The organism is Algoriphagus persicinus, assembly GCF_035156415.1.
Classification (GTDB): Bacteria; Bacteroidota; Bacteroidia; order Cytophagales; family Cyclobacteriaceae; genus Algoriphagus; species Algoriphagus persicinus.
Map to the genome: position 1 here is coordinate 29,227 of NZ_JAYEEY010000015.1, position 23,111 is coordinate 52,337.

Consider the following 23,111-nt stretch of genomic DNA (forward strand, 5'->3'; position numbering starts at 1 on the left):
AAAATGTTGGCTGGGGTGTCCGTTGTATAAAGGATTAAAAATTACATTAACTCATGTAAAGATGACTAAAGAAATTTTTATCACCATTTACCTTTTAACCAATTGCGTTTCGTTAATGGCTCAATCAAAGCTTTACCTACAGCATCAGGAAAAACCATCACGTAATCAAAAAATTAAGCAAAAGTCGAGATATAATATAATAACAACTGATACTGTCTTTTACGGGTATCACTTGTTGAAGATCCAAAATGATGAACTGACGATATTTGGAAATGAATCAGGAAGTGAGGAGGTTCTGCATATTTCAGAAATTCAGACATTAGTGAAAAATATCAATCCAGGTTTCTTCGGTTTTATTGGGTATCTGGGTGTAATAATGTTGAGCGGAACGCCTGTTATATGGGCTTTTGAAGGAAATGAAGCGGCCTTGGGAATGCTTGAGGCTGCAGGAGGACTTATGGCTATATCGGCACCATTTATTATAGTAGGGGAAATAGGGCGAAAGAAAGACTTGAAGAGCAAATGGAAAATATGTACACATTAATTGCAGATAAAACAGACATCGAAAAATGAGGCTGAAAAAAAATTATCTCCTAATATTCACAGTTTTCTCAACTTTGTTTTATAACTCAGTTTGCGCGCAGCATTCCCTCCTCGATGTAGGTGTCCGCGTTCAGAAAACCGTTAATCTCTATTGGGAAAATGGGGTTTCTATTCAATACTCGAATAGAAATGTAAAACCGGATAATCTCCATTTTGGTTTTTCGTATGTAAGCAGTCGCCTGGGATCAGCATTTAATTCCAATGCGATGAAGCAAGATTATTTTCTGTTTAATACTTCCTGGTATTTCAGAAAACAACATATTTTGCGTCCTTTAGTAAGGCTTAATATGGGCTATTTCGTGGCTGATTACGAAGAGTCCATTTTCGATGTTTTACCTAATACCTCCCTTGTGATGTCACCGGAAGCAGGACTTATAGTCGATACCAGATCTCCACTTAAAATAATGGTTGCTATGGGATATAATGTTATTACCGGCAATGGAGAGCAGGGTGCCGGTACACTTTATCCATTGTTTATTCAAACTACTCTATCATGGGCACTCTTAAGGCAATAGAAAGGATTTTTCTTATTATCATTTTTATGACGGTATTTACCGGCTGTGATAAAGAGCCGGAAATACCTGACTACATGCTTGATAGTAAATTCATTTACGATCCGTCTATCGATAATCCGCAAGATTTTTTGTTGTCATATTCGAACCCGACCCCAACCCCGGAAGAAGCTTCCCGTCCGGTATTTATTGCGGTACACGGATACAGTGCCTCTACTTTTGAATGGGAAGAATTCCGCACATGGTCAGCCGGCTCACCCGATTATGCTATTTCACTGGTTTTGATGGGAGGGCATGGCCGTACGTATGAGGATTTTAGGAATGCCACATGGCGAGATTGGCAAAATTCGATTGTTGAAGAATACAATCGGTTGGTTGCAGCAGGGTATACCAATTTAAATTTCCTTGCATCGTCAACCAGTTGCACCTTAATTATCGATTTACTAAACGCCTCATATTTCTCCGATAAAGTTGTCCCACGCCATATTTTGTTCATTGATCCTATTGTTATTCCTTCTTCAAAAATTCTTTCTCTTGTTCCTGTTATCGGGCCGATATTGGGGTACATTGAAGCAGACAATACAACGGAAGAGGATAAATATTGGTATCATTACCGACCGGAAGAAACGCTAAATCAATTAAACGAGCTGCTTACTATTGTACGAAAGCAACTTGAGGATGGCATTAAACTGCCACCCAACTGTAAACTGAAAGTATACAAATCAATAAAAGACTCTACCGCTGATCCAGTTACAGGAGTGTTAATTTTCAAAGGGCTAAAAACTAGCACTAACGAGCCAATTGAAATTGAAATGGTAAATTCTGACCTGCATGTCTTTACCAGACTTTCCCTAAGATCTAATTTAAAGGTCAAGGATTATGAAAATCAAGAAAATAGCTTCAATGATTTTTTGTCCCGTGTGCTGTAATCTGGAACTTCGCAAAGTTTTGAAGGGTAAGTGATGTAGATATGTAAAACAATTTATTAAAAGCAAGTATGAACCTCACATATTCGTTCACACAACTGCACCAGACGGGTTACACTCAAAACGTTGTCTTTAATTGAAGAAAAACTAAAATAACACCTCGTTAAACTATATCATGATATTTAAATGCTTATTTTTATTTAAAAAATAACGCCTATCATTATGACTCGATATCAATTTCAACTTGTTGTTAAATCAATAATTATTTGGCTGATAATGTTGTTTCCAAATACATCTCTTATGGCTCAAGAGCCACCCATAAAGATTGTAATTAATGATAGTTTGACGAATAATTCAGAATATTTTTCCATTAAAACAGGTGCGCTAAAAAAGTATAAGTTTGGGGATTACAAAGTTGTCAAAAAAAAAACCGGATTAACTTCAAGTGGGAATATTACCAATCAGGAGAGAATTATACTCAATCTGAAAACAGATCATACTTCTAAAACACGTTATAAATTCTCTTTTACTTTAACAAATGAAAAATCTGATTCTGCATTTGTTAAGGCTGAATTTATTGAGCTATCAGAATATTTAGTGACAAAGGATAGATTATTATATATACTATCAATTTTAGGTGAGAATTCAGGTATTGAAGCAAATACCATTTCAGATCAATCTAATACATCAATATTAAAGGCCACGATTGTTAACAGTAGCAATATAAATAATAGTTGGATTTTACTATTGACCAATGGGAACTTGGACCTAAGTGTTGCTGGCCAATTAGAAGGGTCTATTAGTAATGGAGAACGAATCATTTATATTACTAAAGTTGATTATGATCTAAAAAACCGAATAAAAGTTTTCAGTTATTCGGAAAACGACTCCATCTCATTCCCTAATTTACGTTATGAATTCATTGAAAATAAAAAATCTCTTGGTGCAGTAAAATATGATGGAAATTTAAAAGGTTCCGTTTGGTTTAACCATGAAATGGAACAACAACAGGAACTAAAATTAATGCTGGCTTCGGTAATGATATCCATATTGCAAATACAGTTGCTATAATGTTAAATTGGAAACCAAATGAAGGCACTATAGAAACAATGGCCTAAAACTAAAAACATGAAATCGAGCATGTCGTGTCCGACACACACTGGAATGATTATAAAGCATGCGAGATTCCATATGGCCTTAAAGAAAAAATTATAATCATATGAAAATTAAATTCTTTCTTTTCATTTGTTCGTTTTTTATTCTCTCTGCGGCATACGCACAAAAAGTATTATCGCTTCATTCACTCTTTGCTGAACAGGATGCAATGTTGATTCCTAGGATCGAAGGTTTATGGAGCGTTCCTTATTTTGACATGACGGTTTCATTTCAAAAAACTGGAGATAATTTCTATTTATTGAAATATGGAGGTGAAACAAACCCATCTACATTTGAAGCCGTTTTTGTTAAGATCAAAAATGAACTATATCTGGATCTTAACGGTGTAATGTCTGATACATTGGGTGATGAAGACTATAGAAATTCATTCGTTAATGTTCATTCATTATACAAAATCAGGATGAGCAAAGATACATTGCAACTTTCTGAATCCAATTACTCATGGTTTTTCAATTATGCAACTAAGAAAAATTCGCAGCTCAAATATGAATGGGTCAATAATGCCATGTTATTAACCTATGAAACAGATGAATTAAAATTATTTATTTCAGAAAACAGCAATGATCCAGAGATCTTTAATAATCCTATAACATTAATAAGCAATCATGATGATAATCAGGTAAAAGGATATCCTAATATTCATGATTCAGAAGCTAAATCCTCAACCATTTTTTCGCAACAATGTATTCCTGAATTTCCTTTAGGAGAAGGCTGGCTTGGTGGAGATGGCGATGTTTCTGTTCCAATAAATGCAACTACAACACTATTTATTTTTAGTGATACATGGGTTGGTAATAAAAATCAGCAAAGCAGAATGGAACCGGGCATGAGAATGGTTTCGAACTCTGTGGCTGTTCAAACTTGTTTGCCCAATGGAGATACTGATGTAAAATATTTTTGGAACAATAAATATTCTGAGAACCCCGAACCTATATTTAAAACCTTTACCAAGCGATATAAATTTTGGGTGACTGATGCATTTTTGATCAATGATAATTTATATGTGTTGCTGGAAAAAGTTGGGCCTAAACTAGCTGCTTCTCCAAATGATGTTTTTAATTTTTCACTTTTAGGATATACGTTGGCCAAAATAGGCAACCCCTCTGATACACCAAATAAATGGAAGATTGAATACATTCCTGTACCTGATTTTAAAAATCCGGTTATGTCAATAGGTCCTCATGTAAAGCTGGAAAACTATATGTATTTTTTTATTAACCGTTATGATAAGGCTCAGGTTCTGATAAGGAAAAAACTTGATTTTATTGAAAATACAGAAAAGCCATTTGAGTATTATGCTTTAAATAAAACATGGAAAGAAGGTTTAGACACAAATGATATGGATACGTTAGTAAATGGATTTAGAAGCACTACGGTGAACTATCATCCGGAAATGAAGCAATGGGTAATGATTTGTGATGTAAAATTTATGGATAATAAAATAAAAATGCGTATTGCACCAGAACTGACCGGACCTTGGTCGGATGAAATTGATATCTATGAAATCCCAGAAGTAACTCCGGGCAATTCTTCTTATTCTGAATCAAATTTTTGTTACCTGCCAAGAGAATGTATCCAAAATTACGATTCCAAAAGGCATGTGATGCTCATTACATATGATATTAATAATCCGAATTTTTCCGAAATAAATGCAAATCCCAATATTTATACTCCAAAGGTAATTACAATTCAATTGAAGTAGAGAGGCAGCCGATATCAACTAGGTTTTGCTAAAGCGGGGGTTTCGTGCTTTTATGAAAGTGATGTGTTGAATTCAAGTTTTGAGCTTCTAATGTATTTCAGTGCTTAAAATCCCCGCATTCGTATTGCGGCAAATCGATAGCGGGCATGCTATAAAACATTCAAAATAGAACAAAATGTCGCCCTGTATTATATAGGATTTTCGTTATTTGATGTGCCAATTAATAAGTCTTTGGATGGCGTGTATATTCTTTCCATCGTACTATATATTGTAGGCACACTAATAAATATTGGTGGAGAAATATTGCGGGACAAATGGAAAAAGAACCTTTCAAACAAAGGAAAAATATGCTATAAAGGTTTTTTAAAATATTCCAGACACATTAAAGGAATCAAATGAAACGAGGAACATTTATTTTATCGGCACTTGCACTCTTTCCATTGAGTGTTTTTGCTAAAATCAAAACCAACATTTTTTTGAGAACAGAAAAAGGAAAGATGATAGTTTCTTATTTGCCGGTTGTAAAGATAGAGGCGTTTTTTATGGTTACGGACAAATGGACCTCTCCACCAACAAAAGAACAAATTGCAAAGGTTTTTGCAGACCATGACATGAAAGTTGTTGCGCACCCCTGAAAGCATAGAATAATATTGAAACATCGAAACGCTAAAACAGCGTGTTTGTGGCAATAGCGGGTGAAGAGGTAAATCGAAGGTCTGTGGATTTTTTAAACTTTTGTGGTGGCGGACAGGTAATCTCCTTAAAATCCGCTCTGCTCTTTTACTTGACCGTTAGTGGCCAGTTTATTTGATGACACTGTGATTTTGCCCGAATAATTTTTAGTAAATTTATTTTACTTAAGACAAACTGCTATGAATTACAGGTTTGCATATTCAATTGGCTTCCATCCCTGGGAGGATGCTGAAGGGCACAGTCCATTTGTTGATAAAATCACGGAAATCTTTGAGAGGGAAGAAAGCGGAAAAACAGCCCCTTACGGAAAAGCACTCGACATTGGTTGCGGAAATGGTGTGTGGGGTATCAATTTGGCAAAACGAGGATGGGATGTAACTGGTATTGACATAGTTGAGAAAGCCTTGCAACGAGCTCAGGAGCGTGTAAAAAGAGAAAATGTGAATGTCAAACTTGTGAAGGAAGACGTAACTGAGCTAAACAAAATTGGAAACGGCTTTGATTTATTTTTAGATACGGGGACTTTCCATGGATTAACTCGTGCACAAAGAAAGGCTATGGGGAAAGCAATAAATAAAATCGCTAGTCGGGAGGCAACAATTCTTCTACTTATATGGGATCCAAAATGGAGAGGTCCTCTTCCCAGTGGTGCGAGTAGAGAGGAAATTGAATCGTGCTTTCCTGATTGGAAAATAACTCATGTTGAACTTGCTGCTACCGAGCCGGAGGCAATCTACAAAATTCTAAAAGCGAATGAACAGTGGTATCGATTATCTCGTAAGTGAATCCAACTTAAAACAAATTGAAAACCAGCCCATTAGCAACTAGGTATTCGTGCTGCTTGCAGTCATCCTGAAAACTTGTTTACTGAAATTGATAAAGTAATTGAGGGAAAACAAATTGGAGCGGTAATACTAGATGATGGCAAACAATTAGCGATTTATAAACATGAAGAGTCCGCCGCGGCAGATGAGAATCTCACACACGGTTCTGTGGGAACCTGAGGGTGAAATTCTCTTGCCTGACCCAATTGGCGGTAATTTGAAAAGCAAAAAAAAGGATGATAGGAATTTTAGTAGAACTGATAATTTCGTGGCTACTACTTTATCTGATTGAGGGGAAAAATCTCCTCTCACTAGGATTTTTACCAATTTCAAAAAGACTAAAGCAATTGGCTATAGGGTTTTTAATTACATCAATACTTTGTATTGGAGTAGAACTTTTAGAAATGCTTTTGAGGTCATCAAGTTTGACTTTGAATGAAAATGCTAGCGCAGCCTTAATTTTAAATATGTTCTGGTGGGACTTTAAATCTGTGTTGACAGAAGAATTACTTTTTAGAGGTGCACTGCTATTTATTCTGATAGGAAGAATTGGAGCAAGAAAAGGAATTATAATTTCTGCAGTAGCATTTGGAATTTACCATTGGTTTTCATTTGGAATATTTGGAAATATTATTCCAATGTTTTTTGTGTTTATTGGTACTGGCTTGATGGGATATGCCTGGGCATTAGCATTTTCAAAAACTAAATCTATTTTACTGCCTCTAGGTCTTCACCTCGGTTGGAATTTTACTTTTAACACCATTTTTTCAAAAGGCCCGTTGCGGAACGGATTACTAATTTCAGAAGGTGGGAATAGAATAAGTGATTGGTTTTCATTAATTGGGCTTTGGTGTGTCCCTATAATTATGTTATTAATAATTAAGTATTGGGTTCCAAAAGAGAACACTGAATTAATAGGTAAAAAAGTAAAAACTACCGCCATTAACTAGGTTTACGTGCCGCTTGCAAAGCCAAGCATGAAACCGGTGAGGTTCTTATGGAGATTGACTTGGAAGTTTAGGAGGAAAATGTACAAGCGATAAGCCTATAAAGTCAGTAGTAGTCTTCCTAATACATTCAAAAAGTCATCCTACTAATAGGTTTAGGCCTTTTCATATCGGTTATGGAAGGCTTGTTTTGAAGTTATGGCAAGCAGTTCGGAAAAACCTGCTACATAGGAACAGGCAGTCTGGATGTGGTTTTCCTTTTTTTTACGATTAATATAAGTTTATGAATGAGCTAAAAAGCAACCTCGTTCTGGCTACTCTTGAAACTTCTGCAGGATGGCGCACTTAATTTATGGTGGTGAAAGTGGTATATTCAAGCATTGGGCTTTTAAGTAAGTTTATTGCAAGCTGACAAGAAAGTGCTTCGAAAACCGCCACAAGTAATACAGCAAAATGAAATTCATTATAAACGTAAATATTGACGACGTAATGAGTGGTTACTATGTTGGCTACGATAGGGATTTAAAAACACATGAAATCGAGCTTGACGAAAGCGTCACACAGCCGGATGATTATCAAATATGCGAGATTCCATGTGACCTTTAACAAACAATTATAATCACATGAAATCGAGCTTGACGAAGAACCTCACACACTGGGATGGTTATAATCCTGCGAGATTCTCCCGAATCAAGTTCGGGACAGGCTATCTGACCATTGAAAAGCAAAAAATAAACAGATGAATCCTATTACATAATCCGGGTTTAGCGTTTTTTCCTCACATAGCTATATATCCCTGCCAAACCTATTATCAACAGCGCCAACCCAATTCCCCATTGCAGAGGAGTATTCATGGATTGCTTGGCAGCGAGGTAGGAACTGGCGGCCACTCCTGCCGCAAATGCCAGGACTGTGCGAGTAAGCATGCCGGGGATTCCGTAAACTAGTACTTTCCATAGTTTGATGTTCAGATTAGCAAACAGGAAGTTGGAAACTGCGAAGGGGACTACAGGCGAGATTCTGACAAAAAATACCAATGATCCTTCTTTTCCTTTGCGTGACTCTAGCGCAGCATGAAACTTTGGATTCTTTTTAAACAGCTTTTCTGTCAACCCCATATTGGACATTTTGCCTAGCCCATATCCCAAAATGGAGGCTAGTGAATAGCCCAAAATCAACAATGGCAAGGATATCCAGCCAAAATAAAACCCGGAAGCCAAGGCAATCAGCGTAGTGGGAAGCAATGCCAAACCCATCAGCAAGGCTCCAAATGCAGTATAAGCAAAGTAATCCATACCTGTTTGAAGCTGGTATGCATCCAGAAAAGTGTAATTTGCTGCGAAAATTACACTTCCAACAAATGGCATTGCGGTGACCCAAAGCCAGGCAAAAATTCCGGCAGGATGTGTACCGAAGTACCGACGGATAGTTTTGAATATCCTGCCCTTTTTTGTCATATTTGATTTATCATCTGTTGATTCACTGGAAATTTCTGCAAGTTTAACATGCAAAGCCTAAAATCACCCCGAAAATCTCAATTGATTTTCTTTCTCCTAAAATCCAAAATAATCTAAACCAATTACGAATGAAATTTGGAACAAAAGCTATACACGCCGGAATAGAGCCGGATCCAGCCACTGGTGCGATCATGACTCCGATCTACCAGACATCTACTTATGTTCAAAAGTCGCCGGGAGATCATAAAGGCTATGAATACTCCCGCACCCACAATCCCACCCGTACTGCCTTGCAAAATAACTTGGCAGCTTTGGAAAATGGTAAGCATGGCATTTGCTTTTCTTCGGGTCTCGGAGCCATCGATGCTGTGATCAAACTGTTCAACCCGGGAGATGAGATCATCAGTACCAATGATCTGTATGGAGGGACTTACCGGCTTTTCACTCAAGTCTATGAGCGATATGGTATCAAATTTAAGTTTGTGCCCATGTCAGATGCGGCGAGTATCGCAGAGCATATCACTGAAAATACGAGGATGATCTGGGTGGAAACACCTACCAACCCTATGATGAATATCATCGATATTGCTGCGGTGGCAAAGCTGAGCAAGGGCAATAAAATCCTGGTAGCTGTAGATAATACTTTTGCTTCTCCTTACCTGCAAAATCCGCTGAACTTGGGAGCAGATCTAGTGATGCACTCGGTTACCAAATACCTTGGTGGGCACTCAGACGTAGTGATGGGAGCCTTGGTGGTCAATGATGATGAGCTGGCGGACAAGCTGGTGTTCATCCAAAATGCTTCTGGCGCCACGCCGGGACCTCAGGATTGTTTCTTGGTCTTGAGAGGAATCAAAACCCTCCATCTGCGTATGGAGCGTCATTCTCAAAATGGCAAAACCATCGCTGCTTACCTGAAAAATCATCCAAAGGTCGCTAAGGTATATTGGCCTGGCTTCGAAGATCATCCTAATCATGCAATCGCCAAAAAGCAGATGCGTGATTATGGTGGAATGATTTCCTTCACCCTAGTGGGAAATCAGGAGTCTGATGCGAGAAAGTTGATGGAGAACTTCCACTTGTTCGCTGTAGCAGAATCCCTTGGAGGCGTAGAGTCACTTTGCGGACATCCGGCTTCCATGACACATGCGAGCATTCCCAAAGAAGAGCGCGAGAAAGTAGGGATTGTGGATTCCTTGATTCGCTTAAGCGTAGGCGTGGAAGATGCCGAAGATCTAAAAAACGATCTGGCAAGCGCTCTATCAAAGGTTTAAGATTTCTGATCTATTGTATTCAAGCCGTTCATGTTTTGTGGACGGCTTTTTTAATGTCTATTCTAACCACGAAGGACACGGAGGTGAACGCGGAGGAAGCAGGTCGTCATTGTTATGAACGAGGGACTGCCTGTCCCAATCAATCGGGAAGTGAAGAAGCAATCCTTGTCACATCGCTCCGTGTGTCTCCTTCGACAAGCTCGATTCCATTTGTTGGAATGCCACTAGATTAAAACTTAGTTATTAGAATAGAAAATTTTTTGGAAATGATGAAACGGAAATTAAGGGGTTCGTCCATATAATCTAGTCCAAAGAGATTGCTTCCTCATTTTTTGGCTCCACATCCTCGCTTATTTTTAGTCATGCTTCCTGTGATTCTAGCATGAGAATTCTGTAAAAAATATCAAGAAATTTGTCCCTGTTTGGAAAATCAGCTTCGTCATAGAGTCATATACTTTAACCAAAAAAACAGTGCTATGAAAAATGCGATCAACTGGTTTGAGATTCCAGCGAAAAATTTCGAAAGAGCTAAATTGTTTTATGAAACAGTGCTCGATGCCAAGATGGAATCCATGTCTATGGAAGAGATGGGTATGACCATGGCGTTCTTTCCCGCCGATTGGGAAAATGGAGTAGGAGGTGGGATTGCTTTCGGTCCAGGTTTAGAGCCATCAACCACCGGATCTTTGGTTTATTTGAATGGTGGAGATGACCTCAGTATTCCGCTTTCACGGGTTGAAGTGGCGGGTGGGGAAATCATCATCCCGAAAACTTCGCTTGGCGAGCATGGATTTATGGGGCAGTTCATTGATTCGGAGGGGAATAAAGTTGCTTTTCATTCCTCGAAATAATAGAATTGCATTAGCTTCTTTTTATTCAAGAGAAAGAGGATTTTTAACTAATTTTTAATAAAACACGACACATTTAAAAACAGAGATTATGAAAGATTTTATGATGATTTTTATCGGGGCTGATTACGAAGAGTTGGGATTATCTCCAGAGCAACTTCAAGTGCGAATGGGAAAATGGTTTGCCTGGGGTGAAAAAATGAAAAGCCAAGGCATCTTGCGAGGTGGCGAAGCATTACACGCTACCGGAAAAAGTATCTCGGGGCCAGATCGAATTGTGACTGATGGGCCCTTTACCGAAAGCAAGGAGATTATCGGTGGTTACTATACCGTAGCGGCAGAAAGTTATGAGGAGGCAATTTCCGTCGCGCAGGATTTTCCAGATTATGATTTGGGAGGTACAGTAGAAATCAGAGAGGTGATGAAATTTGAGCAATAGCAGCGAAAATAAATTAGTTGACCATCTTTTCAGACATCAGTATGGAAAGATGGTCGCTATTTTGTCCAAAATCTTCGGCCTACATAATCTGGAACTGATCGAGGATGCCATTCAAGATACTTTTTTGAACGCAGCTCTTCGCTGGAGAAATGAATTGCCTGATAATCCTGGAGCTTGGCTTACTCAGGCAGCGAAACATCGAACTATAGATCTTTTGCGCCAGCTGAATGCCACAAAGGAAAGGCATGAAGGCGTTAATGAAACACCTATTGGTGAAGAGATCAACGATTATTTTTTGGATCATGAAGTGGCAGATAGCCAATTACGAATGATCTTCGTGGCTTGTCACCCTAGTTTTTCACAGGAAGAGCAGATTGCATTTGCATTAAAAGCCATCTCGGGCTTTTCTATGAAAGAGATTGCTGCTGCTCTTCTTCAAAATGAAGAAACCATTAAAAAGCGCTTAGTGCGTGCTCGGAAGAAAATTCAGACGTTAGAAATCACTCTTTCGTACCCTTATCCAAATCAAATTCCAAACCGGATTTCGCGTGTGCTCCATATTATTTACCTGATTTTTAATGAGGGTTTTCACTCTACTAAAGCGGATGAATTGATTTCAAAGGATCTTTGCGGAGAAGCGATTCGACTCTGTAAACTATTACTTCAAAAAGAGAAGTTTAGAACTGGAGGTACTTATGCCCTTTTTGCACTTATGTGCTTTCATGCATCTCGCTTGGAATCAAAAATGCGCAATTCCGAAATCATTGACCTCAAACATCAGGATCGCTCTAAATGGTATTTGCCACTTATATTACTAGGAAATGATTCCTTGCAAAAGTCGGCAGAATTTGATGATCGTTCTATCTATCATCTGGAGGCAGCTATTGCTTCAGAGCATGTGCGGGCAGTTCAATTTGAGAATACTAACTGGCAGTGCATATTGAAGTATTACGATGACATGTATCTGATGATGCCCTCGGATCATGTTCTGCTTTCAAAGGCAACCATTTTTTTACAACTGGAAAAACTAATGGAAGCCAAATTAGAACTTGGTAAAATTGTCCCTAAGTCGCTAAGCCAACGCAGGTATTTATTTTATGGCTGCTATGCAGAATATTATGAAAAAGCTGGAGATATTGACAACGCCCTGCAGCAAATAAAACTTGCGATAGACTTTTGTTCAAATAACATGGAAAAAGATTACCTCAGGAAAAAGGCGCAGTCTTTAGAAGAGAGATTGTAAATCCACTTTGAAAACAATGCATTTTCAAAACCCCGCAAGATTCGGGTTTTGCTATTCTTGGAATCACGCTACTTTTGGGTAACCCTAGCATTCAGTATATGAGCGAGAGCCAGTCCATCAATTACCAGCGTATTGCCGAAGCAATTACCTATATCCAAACCAATTTCAAAAGCCAGCCCTCTTTGGAGCAAATTGCAGCGCAAGTGCATCTGAGCCCGTTTCATTTTCAGCGTATGTTTAGCGATTGGGCAGGAGTGAGCCCAAAGAAATTCATGCAGTACCTCAGTGTGGAATATGCTAAACAGCTTTTGCAAGGCAAGGAAGCGACACTCTTTGAAGTAGCTCAGGAAACTGGACTTTCTGGGACAGGAAGACTTCATGATTTGTTTGTGAAAATAGAAGGAATGACACCGGGGGAATTCAAAAATGGTGGGGAAAACCTCCATATCAATTACAGTTTTGCAGAAAGTCCTTTCGGCCAAATCATTGTTGCCTCTACACGCAAAGGTATTTGTCACTTGGCTTTTTTCTCTGATCAAGATGAAGGGGAAGCAAAGATGAAATCCCGCTTTCCAACTGCTAGGTACCAGCAGCTGGTAGATCACATTCAGCAGGAAGCCTTGTTTATTTTTCAGTACGATTGGAGCAAAATCAATCAGATCAAATTACACTTGCATGGTACCCCGTTTCAATTGAAAGTCTGGGATGCTCTGCTAAAAATACCGCAGGGAAACCTCACCACTTATGGTGCTATTGCAAAGGAAATAGAAAAACCAAAAGCTTCCCGGGCCATTGGAACTGCCATCGGTAGTAATCCTGTTGCTTTCCTGATTCCTTGCCATCGCGTCATTCAGTCCAGTGGTACTATTGGCGGCTACATGTGGGGAAGTACCAGAAAGTCAGCAATTATTGGTTGGGAAGCTGCCCAACTAACTAGAGAAGGATAACATAACACATGGATTTATTCAATCAGGATTCATTCGAATATGCAAATCTCCTGCCCAAGGACGGTACGGTGAATTACTACGGCAAGATCATGCCTACTACCGAGGCATTGAGCTATCTTGATTATTTATGGAATGAGATTCAATGGAAGAATGATGTGGCTGTTATTTTTGGAAAACGCATAGAAACGAAGCGAAAAGTAGCTTGGTATGCAGAAAAGGCCTTCGAATACACCTATTCCAATCACACTAAAACGGCCCTGCCGTGGACCAAACAACTGCTGGAGCTAAAGGAATTGATAGAAAAGAAATCAGGAGAGACGTTCAATTCCTGCTTGCTGAATTTATACCACAATGGATCTGAGGGAATGGCCTGGCATAGCGACGGGGAAAGGGATCTGAAAAAGAATGGTGCCATTGCTTCAGTGAGTTTTGGAGCGGAGCGAAAGTTTGCATTTAAACATAAAGCATCCAAAGTAACAGTTTCGCAGGTTTTGGAAAATGGAAGTCTGCTTGTGATGAAAGGAATTACCCAATCCCACTGGCTGCATCGACTGCCACCGACGAAACTGGTTTCCAAGCCACGAGTCAATTTGACTTTCCGGACGATTGTCCGGTGATAAGAAATTCTTCCAAGTTATCCTCCTTCTCCAGAAGCTGGATTGATTTAAAATTTCATGCCCATTTGTTCTAGCCTCGCCAGCAGAGAGTTTAATTCATGTTATTTTCCTGAAAGTCGAATTCACCGCTATGGACGCCGAGAGTTACGCGGAGGGCGCAGTTTAGAGATAATTGTCTGGCAATCTCTATTTCACGTCCATGTAGTTGTAGCTCTATTCTATTTCCTATGCTTAACTGAAATCTTTTCTAAATAAATCTATCCGACCTTAACCATGTATGTTATTAATAATTAGGTAAGGTAAGTTGCCTTTGGTTTTATCATGATGCTGTTGATTTCTGCTTCTTATGCTCAAAAGCCGGAAATATTTTCCGAAAATAGCAAAGCGATAAAGGGGTATGATCCTGTCGCTTATTTTGCAAAATCAAATCCAGTGATGGGAAAAGAAGAATTCAAGTTTATCCATGAAAGTGCAAACGGACTAGATGGCTGATCAAGCCGAAATGATCAAAAAAGCAGACAAGAACTGGCCGAAGGTTAAAAAGGACAAATAAAGCATGCAAGTAGTCGCCACAGAAAGTCTAGACGCAGCTGAGATTTCACCCACAGACTGGGAAAAACTGACAGATCCTACCCGTATGTTCAACTCATTCGAGTTTAGGCCAGCTTGGTGGTTTCATCTACCCATGTTCCTTATTGGAGTTTCTTGGGCTATTCGGCTCCGAAAAGCAAATTTCTTTGCGGCAGCGAATCCTGCATTAGAAAATGGCGGTTTATATAATTACTCCAAATTTGCTGCTCAAAACCACTTTCCTCCGATCAATTTGCCCAAAACCTGTCTGCTTAATTCAGAGGAGAACATCGACTCGATTTTGGATGGGGTTAGAAAACAAGGGATACTTTTCCCATTCATTATCAAGCCTGAAATGGGTGAGAGGGGGAAGGGGGTCATGCTGATTCACCAGCAGGAGGAGTTGAAAAACTATTTGGCTACACAGCCGAAGGATGATTACATGATTCAGGAATTTGTAGGAAAGAAACAGGAATACGGTGTATTCTTTTTTAAAAACCCTGTAACTGGAGAATTCTCGATTTCATCCCTTACCAGAAAGATTTCGCTTCAGGTGATTGGAGATGGGACATCTAGCATTTCAGAGTTGATCAAAAATCATCCAAGAGCGAGTCGATATCAAGACCTGATTCAACTACATGATCCCACTTCCATCCCTTCACGAGATGAAATCGTGAAACTTAGTCCTATGGGCAATCATTGTAAAGGAGCAGTGTTTTTGGACTATAGTACCTATATCAACTCTGAAATGACTACTGCTTTTGAAAGGATTTTCGAGACTATAAAGGGAATCAATTATGGAAGGCTCGATGTGAAGGTGGATGATTTAAGCGAACTTTCAGATCCGGGGCAAGTAATCATTTTGGAAGTAAATGGGGCCAATGCAGAGCCTATTCATATGTATTCTCCTGAAAAAAACTACTATGAAAGTTTGCAAACCATCAGTTGCTATTTCCAATACATGGCCAAAATGGCCAAGCTTAATCTTTCTGGAAATCGGAAAAAATACAAGGAAAGTGTCACTTGGAAAAATTTTCTTACCTATAGGAAAAAGTGAATTAGTAGCCAGATCACAAGTGAGTTGAAGGACTAAATCTAGTGTTGCTTCAGTAATTGCCCGTCTTCCTATCAATGATAACAGCTAATTAGATGTTCATTGATTAGCTCAATTCTTTGTATTATCTTAAAAATCAAATAATACCCATTTTCCTACTCATATGTTAGCTAAGTTGAATTCGGAGGTTTTAAAAGAATTATCAGATTTTTTGATTCAACTGAAATCCGAGGATTATTCGGATTTTTCTCCGGTGTTAAAAACTTCAAGTATTGGGCACCATGTTCGTCATATTTTGGAATTATACGGTTGCCTTATTTCTCAATACGAAACTGGAATCATTTGCTATGACGACAGAAAACGAGACAAAATTTTAGAGGTGGATATATCTTTTGCCCTTACAAAAATCAAAGAGATTCAGTCATTGATTGCACTTCCAGATAAAGAAATTCTTCTGAAAATGGCAGTAGGATCAGATTTCGAAACCATCAGAAGTAGTTATTATCGGGAGCTTTGCTATAATCTAGAGCATTGCATACATCATCAGGCACTTATCAAAGTTGCCTGTATCAATTTCGATTACTTGGTAATTCCCACAAGTTTTGGAGTAGCAAAATCGACCATTGACTATGTCAAAAGCTTAGAATCTATGTCTAATTGACCTAGTCAATGATCGATATTAGCTAGTTACATTCTCAGATTTTCCATTTCTATAAGCTTAGGCTGGAATGGCTGATCGTACAGACGCTTTCCTGTAGCTTTATACAAGGAATTGCCCAGTGCGGCAAAAACAGGTGGGAAGAGTGGTTCTCCAAGTCCGGTCGGTGACTTCTTTTTTTGTACAAAGTGCACTTCGATTTTCTTTGGCGTTTCTGCCTGTCGGATCATTCTGTATTTAAGGTGTCGAACAATATTCCCCTTTTCCAGATAAGTTCAACCCCTCCAGGGTTGTCGTTCTTGCCTGATTCTTTTTTCCCTAGGTTTTACCTAGGGCTATTGAAAGGTTCGATCTCTTCAGGATCGTTTCACAAAACAAATAGTATCATCATTCCATGACTTGTCTTCATCCCAATTTCTCTCGCATTAAACTCGACCCCGAATGGGGTCAAACTTCTCAATACCTGTACGCTACGCCACGGCGCATGGGCGTGGCGTAACCGCGGGTGCGCCTTGGTTTTGCACTAGATCATCTTCAGCTGAAAGGTTAATGATTAAGGTTTAGTGGGTTTAAACTCTGACTCTGATGGGCTGTTTCGGGTGAAATTCCACTACTCTGGTTGGTGGCTCACAGTTCATTGATTATTTTTGGTGATTCCCTACAAAGTCTGAGGCATTGTATTCTTTGGAGTGATACTGGTCCTTAGGCTCTATAAGAAATGTTTAGGAAGCTTGCCCAACCTGACTACTCTATGGAGCAACACAATCCCAAATTCTATGAAGTATAAAGTCACTGAAATTCACCCATCCGAATATCCTGAAGTTGTGGAGCTTTGGGAAGCATCCGTTCGGGTCACGCATGATTTTTTGCAAGAGGAAGACATCTTGTATTTCAAGCCTCTGATTCTGAATGAGTATTTGAAAGCAGCGGAGTTGAGCTGTGTTCGGGCTGATGGGGGAGATATTCTAGGGTTTTCAGGAGTGGTGGAGGGCAATTTGGAAATGCTATTTGTCCACCCTGATCAGGCTGGTAAAGGAATCGGAAAAACCTTACTGTCGAATGCGATCAGCAATCAGCAAGTCAGAAAAGTAGATGTGAATGAGCAAAACCCTAAAGCACTAGAGTTCTACCTCAAAAATGGATTTAAAATCATTGGTAAATCTGAATTGGATGGTACTGGAAAGCCCTATCCGATTTTGCATATGGAATTGAAAAATGAACGCTAAAGTTGACTTCTTTTTCGATAAAGCCTCTCCGTGGCAACAGGAATACAGGCAATTACGATCGCTGGTTCTTGACTGTGGACTGACAGAAGAATTGAAATGGGGAGTGCCTTGCTATACCTTTCAGGGCAGCAATGTGGTACTGATACATGGATTTAAAGGATATTGTGCGCTTTTATTTCACAAAGGAGCTTTGCTTAATGATGGGAATGGTATTCTAATCCAGCAGACGGAGAATGTACAGGCGGCAAGACAGATTCGATTTACCGATGTAAAGGAAATCGTAGCAATGAAGCCAATATTGAAAGCCTGCATTTATGAGGCAATAGAAGTGGAGAAAGCCGGGTTGAAAGTAGCATTGAAAAAGACGAAGGAGTATGCCGTCCCCGAGGAATTTCAAGTGAAATTGGATGAAAATCCTGATTTGAAACATGCTTTTGAGGCACTCACTCCAGGACGGCAACGGGGTTATCTCTTGCATTTTTGCGCAGCTAAGCAAGCCAAAACCCGTGAAGCAAGAGTAGAGAAGCTTATCCCACAAATTCTCAGTGGAAAGGGATTAAATGATTAACCATCCTCCTATCTAGTGCTTTTCCACCAAATACTAAGTTCTATTTTTTGAAAATTGTGGAACAGTTGGATTGAATCTCTTGCATTTTGGCAGCGTATCTTTTGCCGAGTGCATGGTAAGAATCGGAATCGAAATGAGTACTGTCGCCCTTGTGGGTTAAGCCTTCCGAAGTCACCAGTTCTATGCAATCGTCCGAGCCTGCAATTTGACTGATTACTCCATTCATTTCTTTGGCAAATAGAGCTTTAGGATAGAAAAAATAACCTATTTCCCCCATGACGATTGGAATAGATTCTATTCCCAAATCTGCTCTGAGCGAATCCTGCATGGCCTCAAATCTTTGGGTGTATTCGCTAAGGTCATTTTCAGTATTCGAATCGGATTCTCCCTGATGCCACAATATTCCTTTTAAAGTACCCGATTCCATTGCTTTTTTGGTTCTCTTGATCATATCATCGTAAGGATAGGTATTTGTTTGTTGGAATAGTGAGTCTGCAAACCAGTGATTAATCGAGCTTCCACCGACTGCTGTAGGAATAAGCCCTATTCTAATGTTAGGATCTTCGTTAGCCATGATTTTCCCAAAAGTTAGCCCTAAGCCAGTTCCGGCGATGGGTTTATCAAAGTGCATCGGGTCTCGGGCTAAAACCCAATTCCTGTTTTTATCAAGCATATATACCCGTGGATGAGTCAAGGTATCTAGTGCTTCTACCTTGCCTCTCCCCGCCATGTTGGACTGCCCCATCAGTAGGTAGAGGTGGAAGTTGTCTGTGGAGGAGATGTTCTTAGATTCAGCTGTAGAGATATTTTTATGTAAAGCACATCCGAGAAGTAAGGCAGGAAAAAGAAAAAGTAAAAAATGTCTTTTCATAGGTTTGTTGGGTTCACTTGAAAGATAAATGTTGAGGACTGCCTTATCTCAAATTGCCTGTGTCTTGGGAAGTACAGCAATAAGTTTTATTCTGTTTCAATAATAGAGAGGACAGAAGTGATTTTTTGCTTTAAAACTGGCAAATCATTAATCAGTATATCCCATACAAGATTGCTGTCTATACCAAAATATTCATGTACGAAAACGTTTCTTAACCCAACGATTTGAGCCCACTCTATATTCGAACATCTTTTTTTGGTTTGGGAAGAAATATGATTGCTTGCTTCTCCTATTATTTCAAGTTGTTTAATGCAAGCAAATTTCATCATTGAATTTCCTAAAAATGAATTAAAATCAACATCAATTAAATAGTTCTCAATTTCAATAATAGCGTCTGCTATGTGTTTCAATCGTATTTTATCACTCAAATCACCTCGCATAAATCAATTTCTTTTCATCATCTATGATGGGTTTGATGTATTTAGAAAGCCCTTTGGTAGATACAAGATCAACTTTTGAGTTTAATATTTCCTCAAGCTCTAATTGCATTTGTACAAAACCAAGTCCTATTCGTTGAGAATAATCTAAATCAACTAGAATGTCAATATCGCTTAATTCGTCTGCCTGACCACGGGCAAAGGAGCCAAATAAGTATGCCTTCACAACAGGCTGGGTTCTGAAGTACTCTTTGATGGCTAATAGTTTGGTGGGGTCAAGATTCATAAATCAAAGATAGGATAATTAGTGGTTTTCAGAAGATAGTGTCAATCAGTTCTATGATGGCCAAGGCAATAAAGTGACTAATAACCAGCCTTTTCTAGGATTCCACAGGACAGATTGAAACGTTATTTTTTCCTATTTTAGAAATTATGAAAAATAACCTACCCTGTCAAAAACTACTTTTTTGTCTTTTGATTCTATTGAGTTCTACTGCTATTGCGCAACAAGAAAAGCCCAATATCATCTTTATCCTCACCGACGATCAGCGCTGGGATGCTTTAGGCTTTTCCGGAAATGACATTATTCAGACTCCTGAGATGGATAAACTGGCCACGGAAGGAGTTTACTTCAAAAATGCTTTCGTCACCACGCCCATTTGTGCGGCGAGTCGCGCCAGCGTATTGACAGGGCTTTACGAAAGAACACACGGTTATACTTTTGGACAAGTGCTGGACGAAGGATACGCCCAAAATTCCTATCCCGTGAAATTGAGAAAGTTAGGGTATGAAACAGGTTTTTTTGGCAAGTTTGGCGTGAATTATCCTGGTTTCTCCGAGTTATTTGACGTAGGGGACAACTACGATAGAAATGGCAAATTCGATGATAGACGAGGTTATTTCTATCAAACGATCAATGGTGACACGGTTCATCTGACTAAGTACACATCTCACCAAGCGCAGGAATTTATCAAAAGTCAATCTTCAGATAAGCCATTTATGCTTTCGCTGAGTTTCTCAGCTCCCCATGCGCATGATTCTGCCGAAGATCAGTATTTCTGGTCAGAAGATGTGGATCGCTTGTATGCCGATGTGACCTTTCCAAAACCGCTTTTGTCACAGCAGAAATACTTCGATCAGCAGCCGGATTATGTGAAAGAAGGGGAGAACCGCACGCGCTGGTACTGGAGATTTGATACGCCGGAGAAATACCAGAAGAGTATGAAGGGGTATTACCGCATGATCTCGGAAGTGGATCTGGAAATCGGAAAAATCCGCAAGACGCTGGCCGAAAAAGGAATGGATAAAAACACGGTGATCATCTTCATGGGAGATAATGGCTACTTCCAAGGGGAGCGTCAGCTTGCCGGAAAATGGCTGATGTATGATAATTCACTCCGAGTGCCGATGATCATCTATGATCCAAGAAATCCTGGGCATAGAGAGATCTCTGACTTTGCACTGAATATAGATGTAGCACCTACCGTACTTGAGTTTGCAACTGGAAAACTTCCCCAAGAATGGCAGGGCTTGAGTCTGGCGGATTACGTAATTGGAAAAAATCCAGCTCAGGACAGAAAGGAATTTGTAGCAGAGCACCTGTGGAAAGTAAATATCATTCCGGCAAGTGAGGGACTTAGAACGAAAGATTGGAAATACTTCAGGTATCAGGATGATCTGGCTCACGAAGAACTTTACAACCTAAAAAAGGATCCGTTGGAGAAAAAAAATCTAGCTGGAAAGAAAAGCCACATCGACACGCTGAACGAAATGCGGAATAGATTTGATGTGAAGGTGAGTAGCTTGGAGGGAGATAGAATCAAGTAGATGAGGGGCTAGAGACTGTAGTCTAAATCTTAAAATTTTGCGAAAGTATTAGATACAAGCTATCGCAGAATACCTGAGAGAAGTAAAATTGAATACTCTTCACAGATTACCTATTTTTAAGATTCTAAACTCAAGCACCTATGAATCTACTTTCTAAGCAAACCCTTTTTTCGCTCGTTTTGCTGATTTTTTTTGCCTGCAATCCCAAAACGGATGTTGAAGAAGAAACCAAAGAAGCACCAGCAAAACCCCGTACCATAGTCACTACCGATGGAGAGATTGACGATGTGGATTCTTTTATTCGCATGCTTCTTTATGCCAATGAATTTCAGATCGAAGGATTGATTTACTCCTCCTCCATGTGGCATTACAAAGGCGATGGGAAGGGGACGCTTTTCACGTCAGAGATGGAAATGACCAAAAATATCTATGGAGCGATTCCTGATTTGCGTTGGCCGGGAGTAGAATGGATGAATCCTTTGCTTGCTGCGTATGAGGAGGTTTACCCTAAGTTAAGTCAGCATGCTGATGGTTTCCCTACAGCTGATCATCTGAGAAGCTTGGTGAAAGTAGGGAATATTGATTTTGAAGGAGAGATGGAAGAGGATACCGAAGGTTCGGATTTCATAAAATCCAAATTGCTGGATGATGATATGAATCCACTTTACTTGCAGGTTTGGGGTGGCACGAATACTATTGCCCGAGCTTTGAAATCCATTGAGGATGAATATAAAGACACACCGGAATGGGAGGGAGTATATAAGAAAGTGACAGAAAAAGCCATACTTTATGCCATCCTGGATCAGGATGCGACCTACAGAAAATACATTGCTCCCAACTGGCCAGAACTTAAGATTTTTTATAATTCCAATCAATTTTGGTGCTTTGCTTATCCGTGGAAAAATGCAGTGCCTAAGCCACAGCATTATCTCTTTGAAGGTGAATTTATGGGAAATGAAATCATCAATAATCACGGGCCTTTGCTAAAGCAATATTACAGTTATGGTGATGGACAAAAGCAGGAAGGTGACGACGAGCATATCCATGGTGATTCTACAAAACTTGGAAATACGCAGTGGGGGACTTTTGGTGTGTATGATTTCATTTCAGAAGGGGATTCCCCGGCATATCTTCATCTCATAGCTGTGGGATTGGATAATTTGGACCATCCCGAATGGGGAGGCTGGGGAGGCCGATTAGTTCAATCTGCAGAGCAGCCCAATCGTTGGGAAGATGGGGAAGGAGTTTTGGATTACAATCCCTATACGGATACGCTGGATGCTACTTATCCTCAGATCCGTTGGATAGAGGCGATTCAGGAGGATTTTGCAGCACGGGCAGATTGGTGCGTGATGGATTATGCCGATGCAAATCATCCTCCAATGGTGAAGGCGGTAGGCACACATTCACCTTCAGCAAAGGCAGGTGAGAGTCTTTCCCTTTCTGTGGAAACCTCCGACCCGGATGGAGACACGTTGGAAACCAAGTTCTGGATATACAAAGAAGTAGGAACCTATTCTGGTGACGCGAAACTACTAGCAGAAGGGAATACTATTCAGGTTCATCTTGCCCCAAGTGCAACAGGCCAGCTTCATGTAATCGCCGAAGTCAAAGACAATGGAGCTCATCCAATGACTCGCTATCAGCGGTTTGTGGTAGAGGTTAATTGAAAGATTGGAAAATTGATCCCGA

Annotated in this window: 26 protein-coding genes and 1 pseudogene; 22 read left to right on the top strand and 5 right to left on the bottom strand. The window is 39.6% G+C overall.

The window, feature by feature from the left end:
* The first annotated feature begins 61 nt into the window (after nucleotides 1-61).
* From U3A58_RS12905 to U3A58_RS12940, 9 genes are all read left to right on the top strand, one after another.
* Complete coding sequence (locus U3A58_RS12905) at nucleotides 62-544, top strand: hypothetical protein (protein WP_323823890.1); 483 nt, start codon at nucleotides 62-64, stop codon at nucleotides 542-544.
* Between the two features lie 25 nt (nucleotides 545-569).
* A complete protein-coding gene (locus U3A58_RS12910) occupies nucleotides 570-1,118 on the top strand; it encodes a hypothetical protein (protein WP_323823892.1) in 549 nt (182 codons plus the stop codon).
* Nucleotides 1,097-2,044, top strand: a complete 948-nt coding sequence (locus tag U3A58_RS12915) for an alpha/beta hydrolase (protein WP_323823893.1) — start codon at nucleotides 1,097-1,099, stop codon at nucleotides 2,042-2,044. The genes U3A58_RS12910 and U3A58_RS12915 overlap by 22 nt, the downstream gene beginning before the upstream one ends.
* 297 nt (nucleotides 2,045-2,341) lie before the next feature.
* Nucleotides 2,342-3,112 carry a hypothetical protein gene (locus U3A58_RS12920; protein ID WP_323823894.1) on the top strand — a complete coding sequence of 257 codons (771 nt, stop codon included), beginning with the start codon at nucleotides 2,342-2,344 and terminating at the stop codon, nucleotides 3,110-3,112.
* Between the two features lie 148 nt (nucleotides 3,113-3,260).
* On the top strand, nucleotides 3,261-4,919 hold the full coding sequence (locus U3A58_RS12925) for a hypothetical protein (protein WP_323823896.1): 1,659 nt from the start codon (nucleotides 3,261-3,263) through the stop codon (nucleotides 4,917-4,919).
* A gap of 165 nt (nucleotides 4,920-5,084) precedes the next feature.
* Nucleotides 5,085-5,318 carry a DUF1295 domain-containing protein gene (locus U3A58_RS21855; protein WP_416377306.1) on the top strand — a complete coding sequence of 78 codons (234 nt, stop codon included), beginning with the start codon at nucleotides 5,085-5,087 and terminating at the stop codon, nucleotides 5,316-5,318.
* Nucleotides 5,315-5,554: a hypothetical protein gene (locus U3A58_RS12930; RefSeq protein WP_323823898.1), complete on the top strand. Its 240-nt coding sequence runs from the start codon at nucleotides 5,315-5,317 to the stop codon at nucleotides 5,552-5,554. The genes U3A58_RS21855 and U3A58_RS12930 overlap by 4 nt, the downstream gene beginning before the upstream one ends.
* A 237-nt stretch (nucleotides 5,555-5,791) precedes the next feature.
* Nucleotides 5,792-6,397, top strand: coding sequence for a class I SAM-dependent methyltransferase (locus U3A58_RS12935; RefSeq protein WP_323823899.1), 606 nt, complete (start codon nucleotides 5,792-5,794; stop codon nucleotides 6,395-6,397).
* 275 nt (nucleotides 6,398-6,672) lie between these two features.
* Nucleotides 6,673-7,386, top strand: a complete 714-nt coding sequence (locus U3A58_RS12940; protein ID WP_323823901.1) for a CPBP family intramembrane glutamic endopeptidase — start codon at nucleotides 6,673-6,675, stop codon at nucleotides 7,384-7,386.
* A 761-nt stretch (nucleotides 7,387-8,147) separates the two neighbouring features.
* Here U3A58_RS12940 and U3A58_RS12945 read toward each other — a convergent pair.
* Nucleotides 8,148-8,840: a VTT domain-containing protein gene (locus tag U3A58_RS12945; protein ID WP_323823903.1), complete on the bottom strand. Its 693-nt coding sequence runs from the start codon at nucleotides 8,838-8,840 to the stop codon at nucleotides 8,148-8,150.
* 101 nt (nucleotides 8,841-8,941) lie between these two features.
* Between U3A58_RS12945 and U3A58_RS12950 the strand changes: the two genes are divergently transcribed.
* The 9 genes from U3A58_RS12950 to U3A58_RS12990 all read left to right on the top strand — a co-directional run bounded on the left by U3A58_RS12950 (nucleotide 8,942) and on the right by U3A58_RS12990 (nucleotide 16,493).
* Entirely contained in the window at nucleotides 8,942-10,114 is a 1,173-nt protein-coding gene (locus U3A58_RS12950) for a cystathionine gamma-synthase (RefSeq protein ID WP_323824057.1), read from the top strand.
* Nucleotides 10,115-10,590: 476 nt separating this feature from the next.
* Nucleotides 10,591-10,965 carry a VOC family protein gene (locus tag U3A58_RS12955; RefSeq protein WP_323823905.1) on the top strand — a complete coding sequence of 125 codons (375 nt, stop codon included), beginning with the start codon at nucleotides 10,591-10,593 and terminating at the stop codon, nucleotides 10,963-10,965.
* A gap of 88 nt (nucleotides 10,966-11,053) precedes the next feature.
* Nucleotides 11,054-11,401, top strand: a complete 348-nt coding sequence (locus tag U3A58_RS12960) for a YciI family protein (protein ID WP_323823907.1) — start codon at nucleotides 11,054-11,056, stop codon at nucleotides 11,399-11,401.
* Entirely contained in the window at nucleotides 11,391-12,644 is a 1,254-nt protein-coding gene (locus U3A58_RS12965) for an RNA polymerase sigma factor (RefSeq protein WP_323823908.1), read from the top strand. Before U3A58_RS12960 ends, U3A58_RS12965 begins: the two co-directional genes overlap by 11 nt.
* 98 nt (nucleotides 12,645-12,742) lie before the next feature.
* The gene (locus tag U3A58_RS12970; RefSeq protein WP_323823910.1) at nucleotides 12,743-13,591 is read left to right on the top strand and encodes a methylated-DNA--[protein]-cysteine S-methyltransferase; all 849 of its coding nucleotides are present in this window, start codon (nucleotides 12,743-12,745) and stop codon (nucleotides 13,589-13,591) included.
* 8 nt (nucleotides 13,592-13,599) lie between these two features.
* Nucleotides 13,600-14,208: an alpha-ketoglutarate-dependent dioxygenase AlkB family protein gene (locus tag U3A58_RS12975; RefSeq protein ID WP_323823911.1), complete on the top strand. Its 609-nt coding sequence runs from the start codon at nucleotides 13,600-13,602 to the stop codon at nucleotides 14,206-14,208.
* A 321-nt stretch (nucleotides 14,209-14,529) separates the two neighbouring features.
* The gene (locus U3A58_RS12980; RefSeq protein WP_323823912.1) at nucleotides 14,530-14,700 is read left to right on the top strand and encodes a hypothetical protein; all 171 of its coding nucleotides are present in this window, start codon (nucleotides 14,530-14,532) and stop codon (nucleotides 14,698-14,700) included.
* A 64-nt stretch (nucleotides 14,701-14,764) separates the two neighbouring features.
* A complete protein-coding gene (locus U3A58_RS12985; RefSeq protein ID WP_323823913.1) occupies nucleotides 14,765-15,835 on the top strand; it encodes an ATP-grasp domain-containing protein in 1,071 nt (356 codons plus the stop codon).
* A gap of 160 nt (nucleotides 15,836-15,995) precedes the next feature.
* Nucleotides 15,996-16,493: a DinB family protein gene (locus U3A58_RS12990; RefSeq protein WP_323823915.1), complete on the top strand. Its 498-nt coding sequence runs from the start codon at nucleotides 15,996-15,998 to the stop codon at nucleotides 16,491-16,493.
* 26 nt (nucleotides 16,494-16,519) lie between these two features.
* Here U3A58_RS12990 and U3A58_RS12995 read toward each other — a convergent pair.
* Nucleotides 16,520-16,729, bottom strand: a pseudogene (locus U3A58_RS12995) (hypothetical protein); the annotation flags it as partial.
* A 537-nt stretch (nucleotides 16,730-17,266) separates the two neighbouring features.
* On the opposite strand from U3A58_RS12995, the gene U3A58_RS13000 reads away from it, so the two are divergent.
* Together U3A58_RS13000 and U3A58_RS13005 are read left to right on the top strand one after the other, a co-directional pair.
* Nucleotides 17,267-17,716 carry a GNAT family N-acetyltransferase gene (locus U3A58_RS13000; protein WP_323823917.1) on the top strand — a complete coding sequence of 150 codons (450 nt, stop codon included), beginning with the start codon at nucleotides 17,267-17,269 and terminating at the stop codon, nucleotides 17,714-17,716.
* On the top strand, nucleotides 17,706-18,284 hold the full coding sequence (locus U3A58_RS13005) for a YdeI/OmpD-associated family protein (protein ID WP_323823918.1): 579 nt from the start codon (nucleotides 17,706-17,708) through the stop codon (nucleotides 18,282-18,284). Before U3A58_RS13000 ends, U3A58_RS13005 begins: the two co-directional genes overlap by 11 nt.
* A gap of 40 nt (nucleotides 18,285-18,324) precedes the next feature.
* Here U3A58_RS13005 and U3A58_RS13010 read toward each other — a convergent pair whose 3' ends face one another.
* From U3A58_RS13010 to U3A58_RS13020, 3 genes are all read right to left on the bottom strand, one after another.
* The gene (locus U3A58_RS13010; RefSeq protein WP_323823920.1) at nucleotides 18,325-19,155 is read right to left on the bottom strand and encodes a sialate O-acetylesterase; all 831 of its coding nucleotides are present in this window, start codon (nucleotides 19,153-19,155) and stop codon (nucleotides 18,325-18,327) included.
* Nucleotides 19,156-19,241: 86 nt separating this feature from the next.
* Nucleotides 19,242-19,583: a HepT-like ribonuclease domain-containing protein gene (locus tag U3A58_RS13015; protein WP_323823922.1), complete on the bottom strand. Its 342-nt coding sequence runs from the start codon at nucleotides 19,581-19,583 to the stop codon at nucleotides 19,242-19,244.
* Between the two features lies 1 nt (nucleotide 19,584).
* Nucleotides 19,585-19,878 (bottom strand): nucleotidyltransferase family protein, encoded by a 294-nt coding sequence (locus tag U3A58_RS13020; protein ID WP_323823924.1) that lies wholly within the window; start codon nucleotides 19,876-19,878, stop codon nucleotides 19,585-19,587.
* A 146-nt stretch (nucleotides 19,879-20,024) separates the two neighbouring features.
* Between U3A58_RS13020 and U3A58_RS13025 the strand changes: the two genes are divergently transcribed.
* Together U3A58_RS13025 and U3A58_RS13030 are read left to right on the top strand one after the other, a co-directional pair.
* Nucleotides 20,025-21,419 carry a sulfatase family protein gene (locus tag U3A58_RS13025; protein ID WP_323823926.1) on the top strand — a complete coding sequence of 465 codons (1,395 nt, stop codon included), beginning with the start codon at nucleotides 20,025-20,027 and terminating at the stop codon, nucleotides 21,417-21,419.
* Nucleotides 21,420-21,559: 140 nt separating this feature from the next.
* Complete coding sequence (locus U3A58_RS13030; protein ID WP_323823927.1) at nucleotides 21,560-23,089, top strand: DUF1593 domain-containing protein; 1,530 nt, start codon at nucleotides 21,560-21,562, stop codon at nucleotides 23,087-23,089.
* Nucleotides 23,090-23,111 lie beyond the last annotated feature (22 nt).

What these genes read in the sequence shown, in the direction of transcription:
- U3A58_RS12905 (WP_323823890.1), top strand. Translation starts at nt 62, where the DNA reads ATGACTAAAGAAATTTTTATCACCATTTACCTTTTAACCAATTGCGTT.
- U3A58_RS12910 (WP_323823892.1), top strand. Translation starts at nt 570, where the DNA reads ATGAGGCTGAAAAAAAATTATCTCCTAATATTCACAGTTTTCTCAACT.
- U3A58_RS12915 (WP_323823893.1), top strand. Translation starts at nt 1,097, where the DNA reads ATGGGCACTCTTAAGGCAATAGAAAGGATTTTTCTTATTATCATTTTT.
- U3A58_RS12920 (WP_323823894.1), top strand. Translation starts at nt 2,342, where the DNA reads ATGGCTCAAGAGCCACCCATAAAGATTGTAATTAATGATAGTTTGACG.
- U3A58_RS12925 (WP_323823896.1), top strand. Translation starts at nt 3,261, where the DNA reads ATGAAAATTAAATTCTTTCTTTTCATTTGTTCGTTTTTTATTCTCTCT.
- U3A58_RS12930 (WP_323823898.1), top strand. Translation starts at nt 5,315, where the DNA reads ATGAAACGAGGAACATTTATTTTATCGGCACTTGCACTCTTTCCATTG.
- U3A58_RS12935 (WP_323823899.1), top strand. Translation starts at nt 5,792, where the DNA reads ATGAATTACAGGTTTGCATATTCAATTGGCTTCCATCCCTGGGAGGAT.
- U3A58_RS12940 (WP_323823901.1), top strand. Translation starts at nt 6,673, where the DNA reads ATGATAGGAATTTTAGTAGAACTGATAATTTCGTGGCTACTACTTTAT.
- U3A58_RS12945 (WP_323823903.1), bottom strand. Translation starts at nt 8,840, where the DNA reads ATGACAAAAAAGGGCAGGATATTCAAAACTATCCGTCGGTACTTCGGT.
- U3A58_RS12955 (WP_323823905.1), top strand. Translation starts at nt 10,591, where the DNA reads ATGAAAAATGCGATCAACTGGTTTGAGATTCCAGCGAAAAATTTCGAA.
- U3A58_RS12960 (WP_323823907.1), top strand. Translation starts at nt 11,054, where the DNA reads ATGAAAGATTTTATGATGATTTTTATCGGGGCTGATTACGAAGAGTTG.
- U3A58_RS12970 (WP_323823910.1), top strand. Translation starts at nt 12,743, where the DNA reads ATGAGCGAGAGCCAGTCCATCAATTACCAGCGTATTGCCGAAGCAATT.
- U3A58_RS12975 (WP_323823911.1), top strand. Translation starts at nt 13,600, where the DNA reads ATGGATTTATTCAATCAGGATTCATTCGAATATGCAAATCTCCTGCCC.
- U3A58_RS12980 (WP_323823912.1), top strand. Translation starts at nt 14,530, where the DNA reads ATGATGCTGTTGATTTCTGCTTCTTATGCTCAAAAGCCGGAAATATTT.
- U3A58_RS12985 (WP_323823913.1), top strand. Translation starts at nt 14,765, where the DNA reads ATGCAAGTAGTCGCCACAGAAAGTCTAGACGCAGCTGAGATTTCACCC.
- U3A58_RS12990 (WP_323823915.1), top strand. Translation starts at nt 15,996, where the DNA reads ATGTTAGCTAAGTTGAATTCGGAGGTTTTAAAAGAATTATCAGATTTT.
- U3A58_RS13000 (WP_323823917.1), top strand. Translation starts at nt 17,267, where the DNA reads ATGAAGTATAAAGTCACTGAAATTCACCCATCCGAATATCCTGAAGTT.
- U3A58_RS13005 (WP_323823918.1), top strand. Translation starts at nt 17,706, where the DNA reads ATGAACGCTAAAGTTGACTTCTTTTTCGATAAAGCCTCTCCGTGGCAA.
- U3A58_RS13010 (WP_323823920.1), bottom strand. Translation starts at nt 19,155, where the DNA reads ATGAAAAGACATTTTTTACTTTTTCTTTTTCCTGCCTTACTTCTCGGA.
- U3A58_RS13020 (WP_323823924.1), bottom strand. Translation starts at nt 19,878, where the DNA reads ATGAATCTTGACCCCACCAAACTATTAGCCATCAAAGAGTACTTCAGA.
- U3A58_RS13025 (WP_323823926.1), top strand. Translation starts at nt 20,025, where the DNA reads ATGAAAAATAACCTACCCTGTCAAAAACTACTTTTTTGTCTTTTGATT.
- U3A58_RS13030 (WP_323823927.1), top strand. Translation starts at nt 21,560, where the DNA reads ATGAATCTACTTTCTAAGCAAACCCTTTTTTCGCTCGTTTTGCTGATT.